This window comes from Ammoniphilus sp. CFH 90114, from assembly GCF_004123195.1.
GTDB lineage: Bacteria > Bacillota > Bacilli > Aneurinibacillales > RAOX-1 > YIM-78166.
Genome location: NZ_SDLI01000011.1, coordinates 18,224 through 38,518 on the forward strand (window position 1 = coordinate 18,224; position 20,295 = coordinate 38,518).

Sequence of the window (20,295 nt, forward strand, 5' to 3'; positions counted from 1 at the left end):
CTATCACAAAAATCTTAATTTCCTTTTGATATCCCGTACTTATTGAGCTTGTACTGCAAAGCCTGTCTCTTTAAACCCAGAGCTTCCGCTGTCTTACTGATGTTTCCTTTGCACTCTTCCAGAACCCCGACGATCGTATCTCTTTCGAATTCTTCTATCATATTCGGGAGATCGATGTTGCCCTTCGGCCGCTGCAAACGGTTGGTGACAGGCACCTGTCGAATGGACGCATCGAACAACTGATGTGGAAGATGGTGCTCTTCGATGACGTCATACCCGATATCCATAATATTAAAGGCCGATTCAATGGCATGCCCTAATTCTCGAATATTTCCGGGCCAGCTGTAGTGCAGCAATCGATCAAGAGCCTTGTCGCTAATCAGACGAACATGGGAACCAAATAGGCGATTAAACTTCTGGATAAAGTGGTTCACCAGCAACGGAATATCTTCTTTTCGTTCTTGAAGGGATGGCAACTGTACGTACACGACATTGAGTCGGAAGAAAAGATCCGAACGCAGAACTCCTTGATCCAGGACTTCCTGTACGGGTGCATTCATCGCCGCAATGATGCGTACATCCACTTCTTGCTCGGAAGCCGCGCCAATTCGGCGTACCTTCCCTTCTTGTAGAACCCGAAGAAGCTTCGCTTGCAAGGAAAGCTCTAGGCTGTTCAACTCATCTAGAAAAAGAGTCCCTCCATTAGCCTGCTCAAAGATCCCTGGACGATCAATGGCGCCTGTAAAGGCTCCTTTCGTCGTTCCAAATAGAAGCCCTTCCATCAGCTCCTTCGGCACGGCCGCACAGTTTTGTGCGATAAACGCTTCATCTCGTCGGATGCTTGCATTGTGGATACTTTGGGCAACTAATTCCTTGCCCGTTCCCGTAGGACCACAGATCATCACTGGCGAGTGAGTCCGAGCCGCCTTCTTCGCAATAGAGATGGCTTGCCCGAAAGCCGCACTCTCTCCGATCATGTCACTAAAATGATAATCGGCCGATCCGGAAGCCGGTTTGTTTTTCTTTCGCGACTCCACCAATTGCTGGCGAAGGTCTAATATTTGATCATACATGGTCATAACGTTCGTTATATCTTTAGCCAATTCCACGGCGCCAATAATCTCTCCCTCTTCATAGAGAGGGTAGGTACTGTTAATCGAAGTCACCGTCTTGCCTTGCAGGTTTACATAGGTTTGTATCGTCTCAGCTGTTTCCGTTCCCTTCGTCAAGGCCAAGTAGAGCGTGCTGGTCTCATCCGTTAGAGAGGGATAAAGCTGAAAAATATTTCGACCCAAAACTTCTTCTCTCTTCAAGCCGTCGATTCCCGCCATAGTTTCGTTGTAAAAGACGGTTTCGCCTTGCTTGTCTACCATGTGGACGCCGACATTAATAATGTTCAGGATCCACTCAAACTGGGATGTCCATTGCTTCCATGTCTTTTCCATTCTATCACCTTGATCCCGTAATATTTCTATTATACCGAAATAACAGGCATCATTGCGTGCCAAATATTTTGCGGGAAAATCTTTAGTCCATCGATTGTTGCCTTTTCCTTCCTGCTATATAATGACTATATGGAATTTTCTGATAGGGGGTACTCATGACAAACCAAGCATTATTAGATTCTTTTCCTTTTCCATTAAGAGATGACATCTACCGCTTTTCCAATAATTCTATACCTCTAGTTCCACCATGTTCCATTGATGTCACCTCCACTTATGTCGAAGAGGTGAAATCAAAACGCGATCTTCTTTCGTCTCATCCGAATCGTTGCTATCAATCTACTCCTCATACGATGACCGCGCAATGGGAGATTGTAGATTTGGTTGCTCATCATTTGGCTACATATTTTCCGGATCAGTTTCATTTAGAAAAGCATGGGAATCGTTGGACAATCGGCAATGAGCCGTTGGGTGAGAGAGTATCCTTTACTTTTGGGGATTCCAGCACACTTCCTCAGGAGCCCCTCGACTTCATAGGTCGACATGTACAAGAGGACTTGATCTTGATGATGCAGCGGGATGGAAACTTGTTCTTAGACGCCGGGCAGCTCTGCTTTCCCGCCAACTGGTCCCTTGCCTTTGATCTTGGGATGACCTTCAAAGAGATCCATAAGCCGATTCCTGGGTTTCAAGACCATGGGCTCGATGATCGCATCCTTAATTTCTTGATGAGGCTGGAGGCCGGACAACCTTGGGGTCGAAGGAACTGGTCGATGATGGCTGGAAGCCGGCTGGATACATCGCTAGAGACGTTTGACGAGTGGGGAAAGGCCAGACATCAAGTCACAATGGAAAACGTCGGCGAGTTGGTCCATCTCCGCGTAGAGGTTCAGAAGTTGTTTCGCTTGCCGCGCAGCCACGGGATTTTCTTTACTATCCATTCTCACATGCTCCCGCTTCATCTGTTGAAGCATAAGCCGGAATGGTTGCAACGCTTTTACCTCGTTTTGAGCGAGCTCCCCCACTCCATTGCTGATTATAAAGGAATCGGGCTCTATCGAAACACGGCAGTGGAATACCTCAAGCGATTGCTGGATGAAAGCAGGTGATCCAAAGGTGAAGTTTACAGACCTGAAACGCAAGTACTTGTTTTGTTCCGATGAATCAGGCAGTGGGGTTTTGGAGTCTTTGATTCAACATGTAAAAGAGAGAGAGCGTCCCTTTGAGTGGTATTATCGATCGGAACTAGCCGCCATCCAAGCCTGGTTAAACCAACAAAGAATGGGGAGTTATCTTTATCTCGCTGGCTCGCGCGAGTTTGTTCTGCAGGTAAAGAAATGGGCGGAAGAAGCCGGTTTTTCTGAGGAAGAAATGCAATGGGAGATCGTAGGGGATCCTCAACGTCAAATTTTTTGCTGTCGCTGTCATGGTTTGCATTTCACCGCCGCTGCAGAGGAGACGCTATGTCCTCATTGTGGGTTAGAGCTGAAGATTTCCGATCATTATTCCCGCCGTTGGGAAGTGTACCTAGGTTATGTTGATGTTGCTCGGTTGAAGACAGGAGGAGGATCACAATGGCGAATCGAATAAAGGTTAAGGTAAAAGAGGTCATCTTGGAATGTCCTGGGGTAAAACGTTTTACCCTCGTTTCCCTTGATGGACAACCTCTTCCTGGATTTAGCGGTGGATCTCATCTCACGGTCGTTCTCCCGGGGAAATCCGATACACTAGAGCTAGAGCGCCACTACTCGCTTGTTTCTTCTCCTTTGCAGCAGGAAGAGTACCAGATTGCCGTTCGATTGACAGACCCGTCATCGGGTGGATCGAAATACATGCACGAACAGGTTCAAAAGGGCGATCTCCTTGAGGTCAGCTGGCCAAAGAATCACTTTCCTTTAAGCTTTCGAGCCAAGCACCACGTCTTTTACGCGGCAGGGATCGGGATTACGCCATTCCTGTCCATGATGGCAGAGCTAAAGGCCACCGGTCAGTCCTTCGAACTTCATTATGGAGCAAAAGAAAAGAGTGAATGTCCATTCTACGGTCAACTCTCTTCTCAATATCGAGATCTGACCACCTTCTATTTCTCTAGAGATGGACGCAGAATGAGTCCCATGACCCTGCTGGATCACCGAATCGGAACCCATATCTATATCTGTGGCCCAGAAACCATGATCGAGGAGTTTATCGACGCCGCGACGAGCTATGGATATCCTAAATCAAGCATTCATTTCGAACGGTTCACTCCTCCAAGGCCCAAAACGACTCACTCCTTCCAGGTCGATCTAGCAAAGACAGGATTTATGGTCGATATACCAGAAGATCAGTCCATCCTGGAAGTGCTGTTGAAACATGGCGTGAAGGCGTCCTATTCCTGTAAGGTCGGGGGATGCGGTACTTGTGAGGTGAAGGTCATCGAGGGGGAAGTGGATCATCAGGACTCTTTCTTAAGTGACGAGTTCAAACGGGAAGGACAAGTCATGTTGCCTTGCGTATCTCGAGCTAAGGGAAAAAAATTAGTCATAGATCTGTAGAAAAGAATTGAGGGCGCCCCGTGATCACCAAGGGCACCCTCTTTCCTGTTATTTAATAATTCGCAGAAACGCCTTTAGACGTTCACTCTTCGGATCGGTCAAGACGACCTTAGGATCTCCTTGCTCCTCGATTAAGCCATTATGCATGTAAACCACACGATCGGCGACTTCTCGGGCAAAGCTCATCTCATGGGTCACCACGATCATGGTCATTCCTTCTTTGGCCAGATCCCTCATCACGTTTAGAACCTCGCCCACCAACTCCGGATCCAGGGCCGACGTGGGCTCATCAAACAGCATGATCTTCGGATTCATCGCTAACGCTCGCGCAATCGCTACCCGTTGCTGCTGTCCACCGGATAACTTACGTGGATACACGTCCTTCTTATCCTGAAGTCCAACTTTGTTTAGGAGCAGCATAGCTTCTTTGATGGCGTCTTCTTTCTTTTTTCCAAGGACTTGAATCGGGGCTTCAATAACGTTTTCCAAAACAGTCAAATGAGGAAAAAGATTAAACTGCTGAAACACCATCCCCACTTCTCGCCGGATGAGTCCAATGTTTTTTAAGGATTCGTCAAGATTGATTCCGTCGATGTTGATCCTTCCACTCGAGATCGTTTCTAAACGGTTCAGGCAGCGAAGCAGAGTACTCTTCCCTGAACCGCTGGCCCCGATAAGGGCAACGACCTCTCCTTTCCCAACGGTAAGGCTAATCCCTTTCAGTACTTCTAGTGAACCGTAGCTTTTATGAACATCCTCAATGGTTACGATCGTCTCTGCTACGGAAGTTTGTTGTGCCGCCAAAGCCATTTTCACCCCTTCTTCACCCCCTACTGCTCACTAGCTGACAGGCGGAATTCGACTTTGTTGATAATATAAGAAAATAAAGTTGTCAGTACAAGATAAAGGACAGCTGCCGCAATGTAAAATTCAATGAATGCAAAGTTCGTAGAGGCAAAGCGCTGAGATACCATCATCAGCTCCGATACCGTTACGAGCGAAGCCAGCGAAGAATCCTTTAACATCGAAATCGCCTGATTCCCTAAAGCAGGGATACTCACTCGAAAAGCCTGAGGCAACACGATCCGCCTCATGGTCTTCCAATAACTCATGCCCAGAGACTCCGCTGCTTCAATTTGGCCTTTAGGTACCGATAAGATCCCCCCTCTATAAATCTCCGCAATATAAGCTCCCGCGTTGACTCCCAAAGCAAGGATGGAGGACAGGAACGGCCCGATATCAATCCCTAATTGAGGTAAACCGAAGTAAACAAGAAACAACTGTACAAGGACTGGAGTTCCTCGAATAACCCAAAGATAAAAGTCTACCAACCAAACAAGGGGCCGAATCTTAGAAATCTTCATTAAGGCTGCAATTAATCCGAGAATCAGGCCCAGAATAATAGATAAAACAGAGATCTCAAGCGTGACCCATGCTGCTTCAATCAGGAAAGGAACAAACTTAGTAACTAACGAAAAATCCAGCATTTTTTCCTCCCCTAGCGAATATCTCGGTCAAACCATTTTTGACTTATTTTTTCATAGGTTCCGTCTTCCATCATGTCCTTCAAATGCTTATTAATCTCATCTCGGAAAGCCGCTTCTTCTTTATTAAGCGCGATTCCAACATCTTCACTATAGAGCATATCTCCGACCGTTTTGAAAGGATAACCCTTCTCCTTCATCAGCGCGGCACCCACAACCTTGTCCGTAATGACTCCTTCTACTCTTCCGTTTTTCATATCCTCAAAGGTCAGAAGATCGCTCTTATACGTCACCATCTCCGCACCTAGTTCGGCCGCTTTTTGTTCAAATGTAGTTCCAATTGAGACCCCTATCTTTACCCCCTTTAAATTAGTAGGGTCCGTAATCGCGGAGCTCTCTGGCACAAACAATTGGGCTCCTGTTCGGTAATAAGGATCCGTGAAGTCTACCTTTTCCTTTCGTTCATCGGTGATCGTCATACTCGAAATAATAATGTCATACTTCTTCGAAAGAAGCCCTGCTAAAATACTATCCCAAGGAGTCGCTATGAAATTTGCCTCAACACCCATCCGAGAGGCAATCTCATTCGTGATATCTACGTCAAATCCCTCTAACTGATTCTTATCATTAAAATAATTAAAAGGTGGAAAAGCTCCTTCAATCCCTACATTCATTACTTTCTCTGACTGAATCTTGTCCAAAACGCCATTCCCTGAGGACCCTGTCGTATCCTTAGCTCCACAGCCTGCAAGAAGAACCACCGATAAAGTCATTCCCAAAAACCATTGAAGTCGATTTTTTTTCATAATGCATTTCCCCCTCTTTTATATGTAATAAAAACAGTAGAAAATGAAGAGGTTAACCTCCTTCCATATTTTTATTATTTTATTATTCAATAATAACACAAGATTTAGTAAATTATAAACAATAAATTTACCAGATTTTATTAAATCGATTAATCAATTTGATTGGTTTAACATACAATATTGCCGTTAGGCGGCCATGGGGTGTAGATGGCTTTTTACTAGATTTTTTAAACAAAATTGTGGATAAGGGAAAAAGAATTGGAAGCTCAATCGTAACGCCAAACTATTGTTGCCACACGATGTGTAAGGGGATCTCTAACTATGTTCATTTTTTAAATAGAATTGTGGGTAGGTAAAATAAATTTGATATCATTAAGGATGAACAGAAACCAAAGTTTCTAATCAAGCGCAACCTTCGACCTTTCGCAAATTAATATAGGTTTGTTTCAGTGATAGTGAACAAGCCTTAAGAAGCATAGAAGACATGGCATCCAACTGCATTTTCTTCTCTTGTTTTACCTTCTTAAGAGAGTTAAACCAAGCCACATAACGTCCAAGGTACTTCTGGGCAAGACCAATAAACCTTTCAATCCAATTTACAAAGGCCCTTCTATCCGCATAAGGAACTACACTATATGGTGGGTAATGGTATACCCAAATATATTTTTTGGATAAGCCATAATCTAACGGTTTATAATCGCGTTGTTCTATACTTTCTAATTTTTGCAGTGCATGAATGATCTTATGACGCCAATAAAATAACGTCACGTAAGACACTCCCAAAATTAAAGCAGAGAGCTGCAGACTATGTCCTTCAATCATACATTCTAGGAACTTGATCCATTTATCAGGGAAATGTGTACCATGGAGGGGAGTATTGGTGAAGTCATTAAAGGTTCTATCGCATTCTTTACACTTATACCGCTGACGATCACGGTATTTGCCATAGCGGACGATGATGGGGCTTTCGCAATGAGGACAGGAGATTGAGGTTTGTCTTTGTTCTTTGACTTGGCCCAATACCACTTGACAGGTATCTGCATCCATAAAACGACGGTAGGTTTCACGGAGTTTTTTACTCATATTTGAATATCACCTCTCTAAATATAGGAACGTCTGTTCTTGTTTATTTTAGCGTATATCCCTCCCCCTTGTCCATCCACAATTTTGTTTAAAAAATGCACCTTTAGCAAGTACTACCCATTCGACAAGCCCCTCCCCAGATCGTTCCAACCAAGTGAGCTCCCAACACAAAAAAGGAGGCAGATCTCAACTAAAGACCAACCTCCTTCTCCAACACGACCAAAGCTTTACCAGCCTCGGACAGCCATTCTCTCGTTTTCCAACAACCCGGCAACATCGATGCCTTTCATCGCTGTTCCTAGATTCTTGGATAATTCACCGATCAAGGCATAATCTTGATAGTGTGTGGTCGCCTCTACAATCGCACGGGCAAAACGCTCTGGGCTATCGGACTTGAAAATACCGGATCCGACAAACACGCCATCTGATCCCAAATGCATCATTAAAGCCGCATCAGCCGGAGTTGCAACTCCACCTGCTGCGAAATTAACAACTGGCATCTTTCCGTTCTGGTGGACATATTCCAACAGTTCAAAAGGAGCCCCGATATTCTTCGCTTCGGCCATGAGCTCATCGTAGGACAAGCTTTGGACTTTGCGGATTTGACTTTGCATCATACGTTGGTGACGAACGGCTTCTACAATATTTCCTGTTCCAGGCTCGCCTTTTGTCCGAATCATAGAAGCCCCTTCGCCGATTCGACGAAGCGCTTCCCCAAGATCGCGCGCTCCACATACAAAAGGAACGGTAAAATCCTTCTTATTAATATGGAACACTTCATCAGCAGGTGTAAGCACTTCACTTTCATCGATATAATCGACTCCAAGGGCTTCTAACACCTTGGCCTCGACAAAGTGACCAATACGCGCCTTTGCCATAACCGGAATGGATACAGCAGCCATTACTTCTTCTACGATTCGGGGATCGGCCATACGAGCGACGCCGCCTGCAGCACGAATATCTGCAGGAACCCTTTCTAAAGCCATAACCGCCACGGCTCCTGCAGCCTCCGCCACTCGAGCTTGCTCCGCATTCACGACGTCCATGATGACGCCGCCTTTTTGCATTTCTGCCATCCCTCGTTTTACACGAGAAGTTCCTGTATCTATCATAACCTCATTGACCCCCTGAAAAGACTCTTCTGTATTTTTATTGGCATTTCTCGCGAACCACTTGCTCTATTACATTCAAACCTTCCTCTAATTGACCATCGGTAATCACCAATGGACACAAGAAGCGAATGGCATTACTGTACAAGCCGGCTCCCATTAAAATCACGCCACGCTGATGAACCTCTTGGATAATACTCGCTGTTAGCTCTTTGTTCGGCTCTTTGGTTAAAGGATCCTTAACAAATTCAACGGCTGTCATCGCACCTAACGTACGAACGTCACCAATCACAGGGAACTCCTCTTGCAAACGACGGAAACGACTAACGACGGCTTCTCCGATCTTCATCGCACGCTCAGGCAGACCTTGCTCCTCCATCATTTCAATGACCTTCAGAGCAGCCACACAACCTAGCGGGCTTCCACCATACGTTCCTCCGATTTCACCCGGGTTGGCCGCGTCCATAATTTCAGCTCTACCCGTGACCGCACTGATCGGTAAACCAGCGGCAATGGATTTAGACATGGTCATCAAATCAGGCACCACATCGAAGTGCTCCATCGCAAACATTTTACCCGTCCGGCCAAAGCCCGTTTGCACTTCATCCGCGATAAAGAGAATGTCATACTTCTCACAAACCGCCTTGATTCCTTGCACAAAACGCTTAGACGGAGCGACGAATCCTCCCTCTCCTTGTACAGGCTCCATAATAATCGCGGCAATTTCGTCCGCTGGAACCTCGGACAAAAAGAAATCTTCTAGCTTATTTAAAATTTGCTCATCCACTTGCTCCGGCGTCATACCATAAGGAGCCCGATAGTAGTAAGGATAAGGCAGCTTATATGTATCCGGCGCAAAAGGACCGAATCCATATTTGTACGGCTTTACCTTACTAGTCAAGGACATCGCCATATACGTACGACCATGGAATCCGCGTTCGAAGGAAATGATTCCTTTTCTACCCGTGTATTTGCGAGCGATCTTAATCGTATTTTCCACCGCTTCTGCCCCACTGTTGAGGAAGAAGGTTTTTTTCTCATGATCACCCGGTGTGATTTCGTTCAACTTCTTCGCCAAAGCCACATAAGGCTCATACATAGCGACATGGAAGCAAGGGTGAATGTATTTATCTAGTTGCTCCTTCAAAGCTTCAACCACAGCTGGAGGACAGTGACCGGCATTCAGCGTCCCGATCGCCCCTGCAAAATCAAGGAACGTATTGCCATCGACATCGGTAAGCAGTGCTCCTTCTGCTTTTTCCGCGAACACCATCATCGTATTGAAGGGCCCTCTAGGCACATTCTCATCACGTTGCTTCAACAACTCCTGGGACTTCGGACCAGGTATCGCCGTTTTTAATTGAATGTACTCTGTTGTCATCGATTTCATCGCTTGAATCGTCCTCCTTTATTTATCCTCCACCCCGCACCAATCCAGTAGAGTCAAGGCAATAATTTCTGCTGCTTCAAAAACTTTATCCAACACAATATATTCATTCGGGAAATGGGCCATCTCGGTTACCCCTGGACCAAAGACAATCGACGGCGTCTCCGCTACATGCGTAAGCAACCCGCCATCCGTCCCCCATGGAGAAGCTTCGATTACCGGCTCGGTGCCTGTCACTTGTCGAAATTTACCGACAAGTGCGTTCATCAACTCATGATCGGTATCGATCGTTCCGGGAACCCAGCGTGCTCCGAACCATTCAAGCTCAACGGGATGATCCTTAAACCATGGATCGATATCCCCTAACTTTGCGATCCAGTCCTTCATCTCGGCCTTCGCTTGCTCCATCGTTTCCTCAGGTGATACCCCCATGCGACCTTCTAGCTTTACCAAATCAGGTACAGACGAAGGCCAGCTTCCCCCTTCAACCACCCCTAAATTAATAGGTACTGGGATCGGCGTATTCTTATATAAAGGATCCGTTATGCGTGCATTTCGCTCCTTTTCTAAGTTCAGTACATGTTGGACCACCGTCATCGTCTTCTCAATCGCACTCACGCCTTCATAGCGAGTGCCTCCGTGGGCTGCGCGACCCTTCACCATCAAGCGGAACCACATAGAACCTTGCTGCTTCGGAAAAATCCTCATATTCGTAGGCTCGGGAATAATCGCGGCATCCGCTCTATATCCTCGAAGAATCGCAGCCAACGTACCCGCCCCGCCGCTCTCTTCTTCAATAACGCTATGGAAAATGACATCGCCCTTTAACCGAACATCAAGCGCCTGAAGAGCTTGCATCGCGAGCAACAAGGAAACATTGCCACCCTTCATATCCGTCACACCGCGACCATACATCTTTCCGTCTTCGATCTTACCGCTGAAAGGATCATCCTTCCACTGAGCCGTGTCCCCTGCCGGAACAACATCGATATGGCCATTCAACACAATGGAACGACCGTCTCCCGTCCCGCGCATCACACCCACAACATTAGGACTGCCGGAGAATTCGGACTTTGGGGAGTAAAAATAAGCATGCTTCGCCAGCTCTTCGCCATCGGGCTCCCACACATCCACCTCTAGGCCCATCGCATTCAACTTCTCGACGACAATCTCTTGAACGCCTGCTTCGTTACCTTGCGTGCTCGGGGCTTGCACCAGCTTCTGCAAAAAAAGAGTGGCCTCTTCGCGATTGGCTTCCAGCCATTGATGAATCTTCTCTTTCATTCTATTGAACCTCCCTTGTGAGATTTTCATAGATGACCGATAGACCCATTCCACCCGCCATACAGAGCGTCACCATGCCATATTTCGCACCTGTCCGCAGCATCTCATGCATAAGAGTCACTGTGAGCTTTGCTCCCGTTGCTCCAACCGGATGACCTAAGGCAATCGCACCGCCATTGACATTCACTCTAGCAGGGTCCATCTCTAACTCTTTTATCACGGCCAAAGCTTGAGCAGCGAAGGCTTCATTTAATTCAACCAAGTCAATATCATCTAATGTTAAACCGGCTTTTTGCAGCGCCTTGCGCGTCGCTGGAACCGGACCAATTCCCATCACACCTGGTTCAACCCCTGCGCTGGCGAACGCTTTCACCTTCAGCAAGGGCTTCAACCCTTTTTCCTCGGCCTTTTCCCTCGACATTAACAACACGGCCGCAGCCCCATCATTCATCGGACAAGCATTCCCCGCCGTAACCGTACCTCCTGCCTGGAACACGGCAGATAAACGACTTAAATCCTCTACATTGATATCTTCACGTACCCCTTCATCTTGACTGAATACTCGAGTCCCTTTGCGATCCTTCAGCTCAAGAGGCACGATCTCTTCCTCGAATTTCCCAGCAGACTGGGCCGCGTAAGCCTTGCGATGACTCTCATAAGCGAAACGATCCTGCTCCTCGCGAGAAATGCCATATTGATCCGCCAAGCGTTCCGCTGTGACACCCATGTGCTCATTTCCTAGAGAACAGATTAAACCATCAGCCAACAGAGCGTCTTCCATCTGGATGTTGCCAAACTTGCCTCCCCAGCGATTCTTCACAATATAAGGAGTGTTGCTCATATTCTCGACACCGCCGGCAACCACAACATCCTCTTCCCCCGCTGCAATCGCCAAAGCTCCACTCGTAATCGCCTTTAAACCCGAACCGCAAGCTTTAATAATGATATGACCGGGCACCGTCTGAGGAAACCCGGCTAATTGAGAGCTAATTCGTGCCGAATTCAATCCACCGCCGTGAACGTAGCCATGCCCGAAAATCACTTCTCCTACTTCCTCTTTTGTTAACATCGTCCGCTTCATAAGCCCTTCTAGAACCTGCCGACCCATCTCCGTGGCTGCTACACCTTTGAGCGACTTACCAAAGGAACCCACCGGGGTCCGCACTCCTGCAACAATTACGACTTCGCGCATGACTTGTGTCCTCCCTCTACTCTATGCTATTGACTACAGCTGGTATACGTAATGGCGCCTCTGTATGGGCAACGACTTCTTCTACGGTATAGGGAGCCATGACCTCTTTGAGCACGAGGCCTTCTTCCGTGACCTCCATGACGGCCATTTCGGTAATAATCAAATCTACAGAGTTCTTTGCGGTTAAAGGGAGTGTGCATTCCTTTAAAATTTTGGATTCTCCCTGCTTATTCACATGGTTCATCAGCACGATGACCTTCTTTGCCTTTTGAGCTAACTCCATCGCTCCACCCATCCCAGGAACCCGCTTACCCGGCACGATCCAGTTGGCCAAATCCCCCTTTTCACTTACCTCAAGCGCTCCAAGAATCGTAATATCTAAATACCCTCTCCGAATCAGTCCAAAGGCGATTGCACTGTCAAAATAAGAAGCTCCAGGAACAAGGGTGACCGGAAATCCTCCGGCATTGCACAGATTCTCATCCTCTTGACCCGGCGCAGGACTTGGGCCGGTACCAAGAATTCCGTTTTCCGCATGGAACATCACGTTCATTTCCTCTGGAATATGATTGGCCACCAAGGTCGGAATACCGATTCCTAAATTCACGATCATGCCGTCTTTAATTTCTTGTGCCGCTCTTTTCGCAATGCGATTTCGAATATCTACTCCCATGCCCATTTCCAATTCACCCCCTGGCTTGGTATAATCATATCTACAAAAGCACCCGGCGTGACGATGCACTCCGGATCTAATTCTCCTAGCGGTACGATCTCATCCACCTCTGCAATCGTAAACGTCCCCGCCATCGCGACTAAGGGATTAAAGTTACGTGCGCTCTTATCATAGACCAAGTTCCCAAACGGATCGGCTTTCCTTGCGTGCACAATCGCCACTTCCGCCGTTAACGCAGGCTCTACCAGATATTCCTTCCCACCGATCGTAATCTTTTCTTTTCCTTCTTCTGCAATGGTGCCCATTCCTACATCGACAAAAATTCCGCCTAAACCTACACCGCCCGCTCGAACGCGCTCCGCCAAGGTTCCCTGTGGAGAGAATTCCACTTCCAGCTTGCCTTCCGTCATCAATCGTCCGGCATTAGGGTTCGAACCGATATGAGAGGCAATTACCTTCTTGGCCCTACCCGCCGTAATCAACTGACCGATCCCGATGTGAGGAAATCCCGTATCATTCCCAATCAAGATGAGATCCTTAACCCCTTTATCTAAAATCCCTTGAATGAGGGTTGGCGGATTTCCAACTCCACCAAACCCTCCAAACATCAACGTACAGCCATCCTGGATATGTTCTAATGCTGCTTCTATTGTCGCAATCTTGTTCACGTCACCTATTCCCTCCTATACCGCTTGGCTGTGGTCGAGCAAGCCTTCTGCTTCAAGCTCATGCTGAATCTCATGAATGGTCTCTTCTAGAATATCGACCATTCGATCAATCTCTTCCTTCTTGATAATAAGAGGCGGGGAAAGAATGATAGAATCTCCGGCGATACCGTCGATGCCCCCCGTTGCCGGGTATACGAGCAAGCCCTTTGAAAAAGCTCTCTCAATCACACGTGCCGTCACTCCATGGGATAGCATAAACGGTTCCTTGGTAAAGCTGTTCTTCACCAACTCGACTCCCACCAGCAACCCTTTTCCACGAACATCGCCGATCATGGAGTAACTTACTGCCATATCAGAGAGCCTTTCTTTTAAGTAAACTCCGCTCTCTTCAGCTCTTTGTACGAGATTATGCCGCTCAATATATTCTAGAACCGCTAGCGATACCGATGCAGATTGAGGATTGGCGCTGTAGGTATGCCCTGCCATCACCGACTTCGAGCCATTCAGAATCGGCTCCATCACCCGGTCACTCACGATCGTCGCTGCCATCGGTGTATAGCCGGCGCTCATTCCTTTTCCTAATGCAATAATGTCCGGGACAACTCCCCAATGCTCTACTCCGAACATCTTCCCTGTACGCCCGATCCCCGTCATGACCTCATCGGCGATGAACAAAATATCGTACTTGTTACAGATCTCACGAACCATCTGATAGTAGCCTTCCGGTGGTGTCACGGCTCCGCCTGAAGCGCCAATAATCGGCTCTGCGATGAAGGCTGCGATATTCTCTGGCCCCGTACGACGAATCGCCGTCTCCAGTTCACTTGCACAGGCAAGCTGACATCCTGGATAACTGTTGTTAAACGGACAGCGATAGCAGTAAGGCGCGGAAACCGAAGGGTAATCTTCTAGCAAAGGAACGAACCTTTTGCGTCGAAGCACATGTCCGGACATGGACAGCGCTCCCATCGTAATGCCATGGTAACTCATCCAGCGGGAAAGAATCCGGTTTTTACGCTCATACCCCTTTTCCTGCCAGTGTTGAATCGCGATCTTCATAGCCGTCTCGGTCGCTTCCGATCCACTATTGACAAAGAAAGACCAGTTCAAGTCCCCAGGCGCAAGCTCGCTTAGCTTCTCAGCCAGCTTCTCTGCCGGCTCGGAGGTAAACTGAGAGCGATAAGCAAAGGAAACCTTCGCCGCTTGCTCCATCATGGCTTCTGCAATCTCGGGTACACCGTGTCCAATTGCGGCGGTCACCGCACCTGAGGAACCGTCAATGTATTGATTGCCGTCGATATCGTAAAGATAGATCCCCAATCCGTATGAAACGGTAGGATATGGATAGTCTAAAATAGGTTTGATTAAGTGGTCTCTTTTCTTTTCCATCGCTGCATTCCTCCTTTATAAATTTAGACCCAACCGCGCCAACGCGACGCTTCTGCCATTCGTCTTAACCCAACAATGTAGGCGGCTAGCCTCATGTCTACCTTACGATCCAACGAAAGCTGATACACATTGCGGAACGACTTGTTTAGGATCTTCTCCAATTTTTCACTAACTTCTTCTTCCGTCCAATAGTAGCCTTGATTATTCTGAACCCACTCAAAGTAAGAAACCACCACGCCGCCTGCACTCGCCAGCACATCTGGGACGATGAGGACTCCTCTTTCCGTGAGGATTTCTGTTGCTTTCAAGGTCGTTGGTCCGTTCGCCGCTTCCACTAAAATCTTCGCTTTAATATCCGCTGCGTTCCCCTCCGTAATCTGATTCTCAATAGCGGCCGGAACCAAGATATCGCATTCCTTGACGAGCAATTCTTCATTGCTGATGACATTCGTGGTAAACAGCTTCGTTACCGTTCCAAACGAGTCTCGCTTCTCTAACAAATAATCTATATCTAAGCCCTCAGGCTGATAAAGCGCACCATACGCATCCGAGATTCCAATTACCTTTGCCCCAGCATCATAAAGGAACTTCGCCAGAAAGCTTCCAGCATTCCCGAAGCCCTGGATAATCACGCGAGCCCCTTCGATCTGCAACCCCATGACCTTCGCTGCTTCTCTCATCACGATGGTGACCCCTTTAGCCGTGGACGTCTCACGTCCAGCTGAACCTCCGAGGACAATGGGCTTCCCTGTAATGAATCCTGGAGAATCAAACTCACGAATGCGGCTATATTCATCCATCATCCAAGCCATGATTTGGGAATTGGTGAAAACATCAGGAGCTGGAATATCCTTCGTCGGCCCCACAAGCTGGCTGATGGCCCGCACATACCCTCGGCTCAAGCGCTCCAATTCTCGAAACGACATCGAACGCGGATCGCAAGCAATCCCGCCTTTGCCTCCGCCATAAGGAAGATCGGTAATGCCGCACTTGATACTCATCCACATTGAAAGCGCCTTCACTTCTTCCTCTGTCACATCGGGGTGAAAACGAATACCCCCTTTGGTTGGACCTACCGCATCATTATGTTGGGCACGATACCCGGTAAATATCTGAACGGTTCCATCATCCATACGAACCGGAATGCGAACGGTGAGCAATCGAAGCGGTTCCTTTAACAATTCATAAACGGGTTCATCATATCCCATTGTATCTAGCGCTTGTTTTATGACCTCTTGGGTTCTCTCAAATACGTTAAAGTTTTCTTTTACGGCTTCTTTCATGACCATGTGGAACCCCCCGACTTATCATCTCTCTTACTCGTATCTTATTACAGTTCCTACAGTGCCCGATATTGGCCTGATCAGTGGAAAATGTGAGGGTTGTTTTTATACATCGTGTATAAAAGCTATTGTCCATTGAACCCCTTTCGTGTTACAACTATCAACAGACAGGACGAAAGGAGAACTTTTCACTCATGGGCATTACCATTCAGGAAGCACTCCGTCTCCCCGTGATGTCTGACACCAAGCTCGTCGCGGGCTGGGATGGCCTAACGAACATCATCAAGTGGGTCACCATCGTCGAAGTGATTGATGATATTAGCCGGTTTCAAGAAGGAGAATTCCTGATTACCACCGGATTTGGCTTATTAGACAATGAACACAAAAGAATGCAGTTTCAGACCTTATTATCAAGTCGGATGTTATCCGGCGTAGCGATTTATACAGGGTTTTACTTGCATGAGATTCCAGAACCCTTCATTGCAGCGGCCAATGAGGCAGGACTGCCCATTATCGAGATCCCAACCAACATCAACTTTTCCATGCTGACACGGGCCATTCTCGAGCAAATCGTAAACAAACAGATGAAGCTCTATGAGTACTCCCTAAATATCCATAAGGAATTTAATCGTCTCGTCTTAGTCAATCAGGGATTAGAACCGATCACCCGCACCCTCTCCGAACTCATCCGAGGGAGTGTGCTATTGCTGGGTGAAGATGGAAACCTCATGGACCACCTTTTGATTCACGAGGGAATTGAGTTAGACAACTTAGAGCTATCCGACGACCGGTTACGTTTAGAGAGCTATCCCATTGTAGCCAACGAGGTTCGCTACGGCACCATCCTAGCGGTAAAAGAATCAGTTGATTGGAACGATCTCGATCATATCGCCATGGAGCATGCGGCAACGGTGTATGCGGTTGAATTTTTGAAGCAAAAAGCGGTAGAGGATACGGAAATTCGTCTGCAAGGCGATTTTCTGGACGAGATCTTGAATAAGAACTTCAAGAATGCGGCCCTTGCTATGGAGCGAGGCAAACGACTGGGGTATGATTTGACTCTAAACCAAGCCGTTATGCATTTTAAGGCAGATACGAACCACGAGCGGTTATATCTCCTTGTTCAACAGGTTATGCGAGAAAGAAACAGACAGTTCATTTTGCGTAATAAATTAGATGGACTAGTGGTTCTCACGGATATTGTAGAAAGCTTAGGCCAGACGGCAAGAGTCTACTTATTGGACTTGGCTCGTGAAGTGGAATCGCTGTGGAAGGAGTACTTTCCTCGAAGCCCACTTCGCATTGGAATCGGGCGCAATTACCGTGACATTCAGTACTTGGCTAAGAGTGCAAGAGAAGCGCAGTATGCCGTGACCTTTTCCCGCTTGCTGCTGAAACCTAAAACTATCGTACATTATGACGATCTAGGACTTTATCATTTATTAATTCAGATGAAGGAATTAGGCGTTGATTTGAAGGAGTTTTACGAGGCCAACCTGGGGAACTTAATCTCTATGAAACGCCAAGGCGTCGATCTCATTATGACGTTAGAAACGTACCTTTTAAATAATCAAAGTATTCATACGACAGCATCCGAGCTGTATATCCATCGACACACTTTGAAATATCGCCTGAACCAGATCGAAAAGAAAACCGGACTCGATCTTGCCTCTGCAGATGATCGTATGAAATTGCAGCTCGCCATCATGGCTTATAAATTATTAAATACGGGAGAGTGAATTCGATTCACTCTCCCGTCATTTTATAGCTTGAATCTTCCTACCAACTGATTTAGACCATCGGCCATATTCGAAAGGGACGATGCCGAAGACGTAATTTCCTCCAAGGACGCTAGTTGTTCTTCCGTAGCTGCTGATACCGTTTGCGTTCCAGATGCCGTTTCTTCGATCACTCTCGAGATGGTCTCGATATTTTCCACCACATGCTGTGCCCCCGTCGTCATGTCCTGAATTGCACTCGATACTTGCTCAATCTGCTCTGTCACGTGAACAACAGCCTGTTGAATTTCGCTAAAGGAGTCTCCCGCATGATTTACCACTTGAATTCCCTGAGTAACCTCAGCGGTAACCTTCGACATGGATTCCACGGCCCGACTTGTTTCCTCTTGAATCTGCTGAATCAAATTCGAAATCTGTTGGGCAGAGGTACCTGATTGTTCCGCGAGCTTTCGCACTTCATCTGCTACTACTGCGAACCCTCGTCCATGTTCACCGGCACGAGCCGCTTCAATGGCAGCATTCAATGCCAAGAGATTCGTCTGGGCAGCAATGCCAGTGATCACCTCTAAGATCTGTCCGATCTCTTGAGAACGCTGACCCAATCCCTGTACAAGACCCGCTAATCCATTCACGTTTTGTTGAATCGAACTCATTTGACTTTCTGCCACCTGAATAGATTCAATCCCTACGTTAGCCTTATTTTTCGTGGAGGCAACCGACTCTGTAACTCCTTGCGTATTCACGGAGATTTGACTCAGACTAGCTGACATCTGATTAATAACAGAAGAGGTTTCCTCCATTCCTTTCACCTGGTCCTCTGCTCCCGCAGCGACTTGCTCTGTCGTAGAAGCAATATGCTCCGTGGCACGGTTCGTTTGCTCGGCACTTGCAATGAGCTCCCCGGAATAAGCATTCACCTGTTCAGATGAGGACGCTATCTGTTGAATTAAGTCTCGAAGATTGTCAACCATTTGATTAATGGCTAAAGAAACCTGCGCTACTTCATCCTTACTATGTACTGGCAGGGTTTCAACCTGAAGGTTTCCTTGGGCAACTTGATGAGCAGCCATGGTAACCTGTTGTAAAGGTCTGAGCTTACGATTCAAAATAAAGAGCGAACTCGTTACACTAGCAATGATGACAATAAACATCAATACCGTCGTCAATAGGAGAAGATTCATCTTCTGTTCTGCTTTTTTCGCCTCCTTATTGGCCCAGTCTTCAAGTTGCTGCTGGAAGTTGGTTATAGATTGAGCCATCAATAGCTTCGTATTTTTATAGTCGCTTCCATAAACCAACTCTCTAGCCTTAACAAAGGACTGCCCCCTCACCGCTTGGATCGCTTCCGCTTCAAGACGGGATAAGGCGTCTGCATGTTCCCCTGCCTCTTTAACCAGAGCTACCAGCTCCTCCGGGGCCTTCAACTCCAAAAGCCTTCCTGCCACACGCTCTCTCGTTCTTGTCTCGTTCGTCTCTGTGTAATAGTTATCTAAGTAAACTACCTCTGCGTACTGTACATAACTTCTGATTTCATTTGTAAGAAACTCTGATGCCACGAACAAGTCAAAACCTAATTGCTTAAATTCCATCGCGTTCTGATCCGCTTGCCTCTGTTGCTGAACCCCACTATGCAACAGATACAAACTTCCAAGTGTGACAACCGATAATACGACAATCACCATAATTTGAAGCTTCATCATCCTAGAAATGGTCATACCTGTCCTTCCTCTCTATATAGAAAATACAGACAAAAAAAACTGCTCGTAAATACTTAAAGAGCAGCTTCATCATCCTAGCTACTCGGCAGCCTGGCGATCATAGTCACAAAAAGGACCTTAGACCCATAGCTTTGCGTCTCTACCTTTCGATAGATTTGCCTTGATCGAGTTGAAGTTATATTCTATTTCTACCATTTCTCGGGATTCTTTACAATTTAAATTTACTTCACTAGTTCTTCCGTACTACGAAATTCCTGAACTGCTCCGTCTGGCCAACAGCGGCGTGGTCAATCATACGAACCACGTACACGATATAATCACATAGCGAGTTGCTTCGACGCCCATCAAAATACTTAGGCCGCCTATAATAAAAATAGACCACCTACTCACCATCACATCGACTCCTTGCTAGAATTCGGGCTCGAAATATGTATAAAAATTTTGTAGAAGATTGACGAAGAGCATTATCCAAAACTAGGTATGGTAGAGCAGGAGACCCGCTGA

The 20,295-nt window shown here is 47.0% G+C and carries 18 protein-coding genes and 1 riboswitch; of the genes, 4 read left to right on the top strand and 14 right to left on the bottom strand.

Features of this window, described 5'->3' with window-relative positions; all coding sequences use genetic code 11:
- Window positions 1-14: 14 nt before the first annotated feature.
- Entirely contained in the window at window positions 15-1,445 is a 1,431-nt protein-coding gene (locus tag EIZ39_RS20555; RefSeq protein WP_129202353.1) for a sigma-54 interaction domain-containing protein, read from the bottom strand.
- A gap of 155 nt (window positions 1,446-1,600) precedes the next feature.
- On the opposite strand from EIZ39_RS20555, the gene EIZ39_RS20560 reads away from it, so the two are divergent.
- Genes EIZ39_RS20560 through EIZ39_RS20570 form a run of 3 tightly spaced genes read left to right on the top strand, consistent with a single transcriptional unit; the run spans window position 1,601 to window position 3,976 of the window.
- Complete coding sequence (locus EIZ39_RS20560) at window positions 1,601-2,551, top strand: heme-dependent oxidative N-demethylase family protein (RefSeq protein ID WP_129202355.1); 951 nt, start codon at window positions 1,601-1,603, stop codon at window positions 2,549-2,551.
- A gap of 7 nt (window positions 2,552-2,558) precedes the next feature.
- Window positions 2,559-3,032, top strand: a complete 474-nt coding sequence (locus EIZ39_RS20565) for a dimethylamine monooxygenase subunit DmmA family protein (protein ID WP_129202357.1) — start codon at window positions 2,559-2,561, stop codon at window positions 3,030-3,032.
- Window positions 3,017-3,976 carry a PDR/VanB family oxidoreductase gene (locus EIZ39_RS20570; protein WP_129202359.1) on the top strand — a complete coding sequence of 320 codons (960 nt, stop codon included), beginning with the start codon at window positions 3,017-3,019 and terminating at the stop codon, window positions 3,974-3,976. The genes EIZ39_RS20565 and EIZ39_RS20570 overlap by 16 nt, the downstream gene beginning before the upstream one ends.
- A 48-nt stretch (window positions 3,977-4,024) precedes the next feature.
- Here the strand turns inward: EIZ39_RS20570 and EIZ39_RS20575 are convergent, their stop codons facing one another.
- From EIZ39_RS20575 to EIZ39_RS20630, 12 genes are all read right to left on the bottom strand, one after another.
- Window positions 4,025-4,786, bottom strand: a complete 762-nt coding sequence (locus EIZ39_RS20575) for an amino acid ABC transporter ATP-binding protein (protein WP_305014615.1) — start codon at window positions 4,784-4,786, stop codon at window positions 4,025-4,027.
- A 20-nt stretch (window positions 4,787-4,806) separates the two neighbouring features.
- Entirely contained in the window at window positions 4,807-5,463 is a 657-nt protein-coding gene (locus EIZ39_RS20580; protein ID WP_129202362.1) for an amino acid ABC transporter permease, read from the bottom strand.
- 11 nt (window positions 5,464-5,474) lie between these two features.
- Window positions 5,475-6,266: an ABC transporter substrate-binding protein gene (locus EIZ39_RS20585; protein ID WP_129202364.1), complete on the bottom strand. Its 792-nt coding sequence runs from the start codon at window positions 6,264-6,266 to the stop codon at window positions 5,475-5,477.
- 402 nt (window positions 6,267-6,668) lie between these two features.
- The gene (locus tag EIZ39_RS27885; RefSeq protein ID WP_129202371.1) at window positions 6,669-7,349 is read right to left on the bottom strand and encodes an IS1 family transposase; all 681 of its coding nucleotides are present in this window, start codon (window positions 7,347-7,349) and stop codon (window positions 6,669-6,671) included.
- 227 nt (window positions 7,350-7,576) lie between these two features.
- Window positions 7,577-8,461 carry a pyridoxal 5'-phosphate synthase lyase subunit PdxS gene (pdxS, locus tag EIZ39_RS20595; RefSeq protein WP_205668606.1) on the bottom strand — a complete coding sequence of 295 codons (885 nt, stop codon included), beginning with the start codon at window positions 8,459-8,461 and terminating at the stop codon, window positions 7,577-7,579.
- 37 nt (window positions 8,462-8,498) lie between these two features.
- Window positions 8,499-9,848 (bottom strand): 4-aminobutyrate--2-oxoglutarate transaminase, encoded by a 1,350-nt coding sequence (gabT, locus tag EIZ39_RS20600; protein WP_129202373.1) that lies wholly within the window; start codon window positions 9,846-9,848, stop codon window positions 8,499-8,501.
- An 18-nt stretch (window positions 9,849-9,866) separates the two neighbouring features.
- A complete protein-coding gene (locus EIZ39_RS20605; RefSeq protein WP_129202375.1) occupies window positions 9,867-11,129 on the bottom strand; it encodes a peptidase in 1,263 nt (420 codons plus the stop codon).
- A 1-nt stretch (window position 11,130) separates the two neighbouring features.
- Complete coding sequence (locus tag EIZ39_RS20610; protein ID WP_129202377.1) at window positions 11,131-12,321, bottom strand: thiolase family protein; 1,191 nt, start codon at window positions 12,319-12,321, stop codon at window positions 11,131-11,133.
- A gap of 16 nt (window positions 12,322-12,337) precedes the next feature.
- Complete coding sequence (locus EIZ39_RS20615; protein ID WP_129202379.1) at window positions 12,338-13,000, bottom strand: CoA transferase subunit B; 663 nt, start codon at window positions 12,998-13,000, stop codon at window positions 12,338-12,340.
- The gene (locus tag EIZ39_RS20620; protein ID WP_240675895.1) at window positions 12,985-13,602 is read right to left on the bottom strand and encodes a 3-oxoacid CoA-transferase subunit A; all 618 of its coding nucleotides are present in this window, start codon (window positions 13,600-13,602) and stop codon (window positions 12,985-12,987) included. Before EIZ39_RS20620 ends, EIZ39_RS20615 begins: the two co-directional genes overlap by 16 nt.
- A 75-nt stretch (window positions 13,603-13,677) precedes the next feature.
- Window positions 13,678-15,051, bottom strand: a complete 1,374-nt coding sequence (locus EIZ39_RS20625; RefSeq protein ID WP_129202383.1) for an aspartate aminotransferase family protein — start codon at window positions 15,049-15,051, stop codon at window positions 13,678-13,680.
- A 23-nt stretch (window positions 15,052-15,074) separates the two neighbouring features.
- Window positions 15,075-16,340 (bottom strand): Glu/Leu/Phe/Val family dehydrogenase, encoded by a 1,266-nt coding sequence (locus tag EIZ39_RS20630; RefSeq protein ID WP_129202385.1) that lies wholly within the window; start codon window positions 16,338-16,340, stop codon window positions 15,075-15,077.
- A gap of 188 nt (window positions 16,341-16,528) precedes the next feature.
- Between EIZ39_RS20630 and EIZ39_RS20635 the strand changes: the two genes are divergently transcribed.
- A complete protein-coding gene (locus EIZ39_RS20635; protein WP_129202387.1) occupies window positions 16,529-18,073 on the top strand; it encodes a PucR family transcriptional regulator in 1,545 nt (514 codons plus the stop codon).
- A gap of 23 nt (window positions 18,074-18,096) precedes the next feature.
- Here EIZ39_RS20635 and EIZ39_RS20640 read toward each other — a convergent pair whose 3' ends face one another.
- A complete protein-coding gene (locus tag EIZ39_RS20640; protein WP_129202389.1) occupies window positions 18,097-19,788 on the bottom strand; it encodes a methyl-accepting chemotaxis protein in 1,692 nt (563 codons plus the stop codon).
- Between the two features lie 84 nt (window positions 19,789-19,872).
- Window positions 19,873-19,961: riboswitch (cyclic di-GMP riboswitch) on the bottom strand.
- Window positions 19,962-20,295: the final 334 nt, after the last annotated feature.

Coding starts and splice junctions, on each gene's coding strand:
- EIZ39_RS20555 (WP_129202353.1), bottom strand. CDS start 1,445: ATGGAAAAGACATGGAAGCAATGGACATCCCAGTTTGAGTGGATCCTG.
- EIZ39_RS20560 (WP_129202355.1), top strand. CDS start 1,601: ATGACAAACCAAGCATTATTAGATTCTTTTCCTTTTCCATTAAGAGAT.
- EIZ39_RS20570 (WP_129202359.1), top strand. CDS start 3,017: ATGGCGAATCGAATAAAGGTTAAGGTAAAAGAGGTCATCTTGGAATGT.
- EIZ39_RS20575 (WP_305014615.1), bottom strand. CDS start 4,786: ATGGCTTTGGCGGCACAACAAACTTCCGTAGCAGAGACGATCGTAACC.
- EIZ39_RS20580 (WP_129202362.1), bottom strand. CDS start 5,463: ATGCTGGATTTTTCGTTAGTTACTAAGTTTGTTCCTTTCCTGATTGAA.
- EIZ39_RS20585 (WP_129202364.1), bottom strand. CDS start 6,266: ATGAAAAAAAATCGACTTCAATGGTTTTTGGGAATGACTTTATCGGTG.
- EIZ39_RS27885 (WP_129202371.1), bottom strand. CDS start 7,349: ATGAGTAAAAAACTCCGTGAAACCTACCGTCGTTTTATGGATGCAGAT.
- pdxS (WP_205668606.1), bottom strand. CDS start 8,461: ATGATAGATACAGGAACTTCTCGTGTAAAACGAGGGATGGCAGAAATG.
- gabT (WP_129202373.1), bottom strand. CDS start 9,848: ATGAAATCGATGACAACAGAGTACATTCAATTAAAAACGGCGATACCT.
- EIZ39_RS20605 (WP_129202375.1), bottom strand. CDS start 11,129: ATGAAAGAGAAGATTCATCAATGGCTGGAAGCCAATCGCGAAGAGGCC.
- EIZ39_RS20610 (WP_129202377.1), bottom strand. CDS start 12,321: ATGCGCGAAGTCGTAATTGTTGCAGGAGTGCGGACCCCGGTGGGTTCC.
- EIZ39_RS20615 (WP_129202379.1), bottom strand. CDS start 13,000: ATGGGCATGGGAGTAGATATTCGAAATCGCATTGCGAAAAGAGCGGCA.
- EIZ39_RS20620 (WP_240675895.1), bottom strand. CDS start 13,602: ATGTTTGGAGGGTTTGGTGGAGTTGGAAATCCGCCAACCCTCATTCAA.
- EIZ39_RS20625 (WP_129202383.1), bottom strand. CDS start 15,051: ATGGAAAAGAAAAGAGACCACTTAATCAAACCTATTTTAGACTATCCA.
- EIZ39_RS20630 (WP_129202385.1), bottom strand. CDS start 16,340: ATGGTCATGAAAGAAGCCGTAAAAGAAAACTTTAACGTATTTGAGAGA.
- EIZ39_RS20635 (WP_129202387.1), top strand. CDS start 16,529: ATGGGCATTACCATTCAGGAAGCACTCCGTCTCCCCGTGATGTCTGAC.
- EIZ39_RS20640 (WP_129202389.1), bottom strand. CDS start 19,788: ATGACCATTTCTAGGATGATGAAGCTTCAAATTATGGTGATTGTCGTA.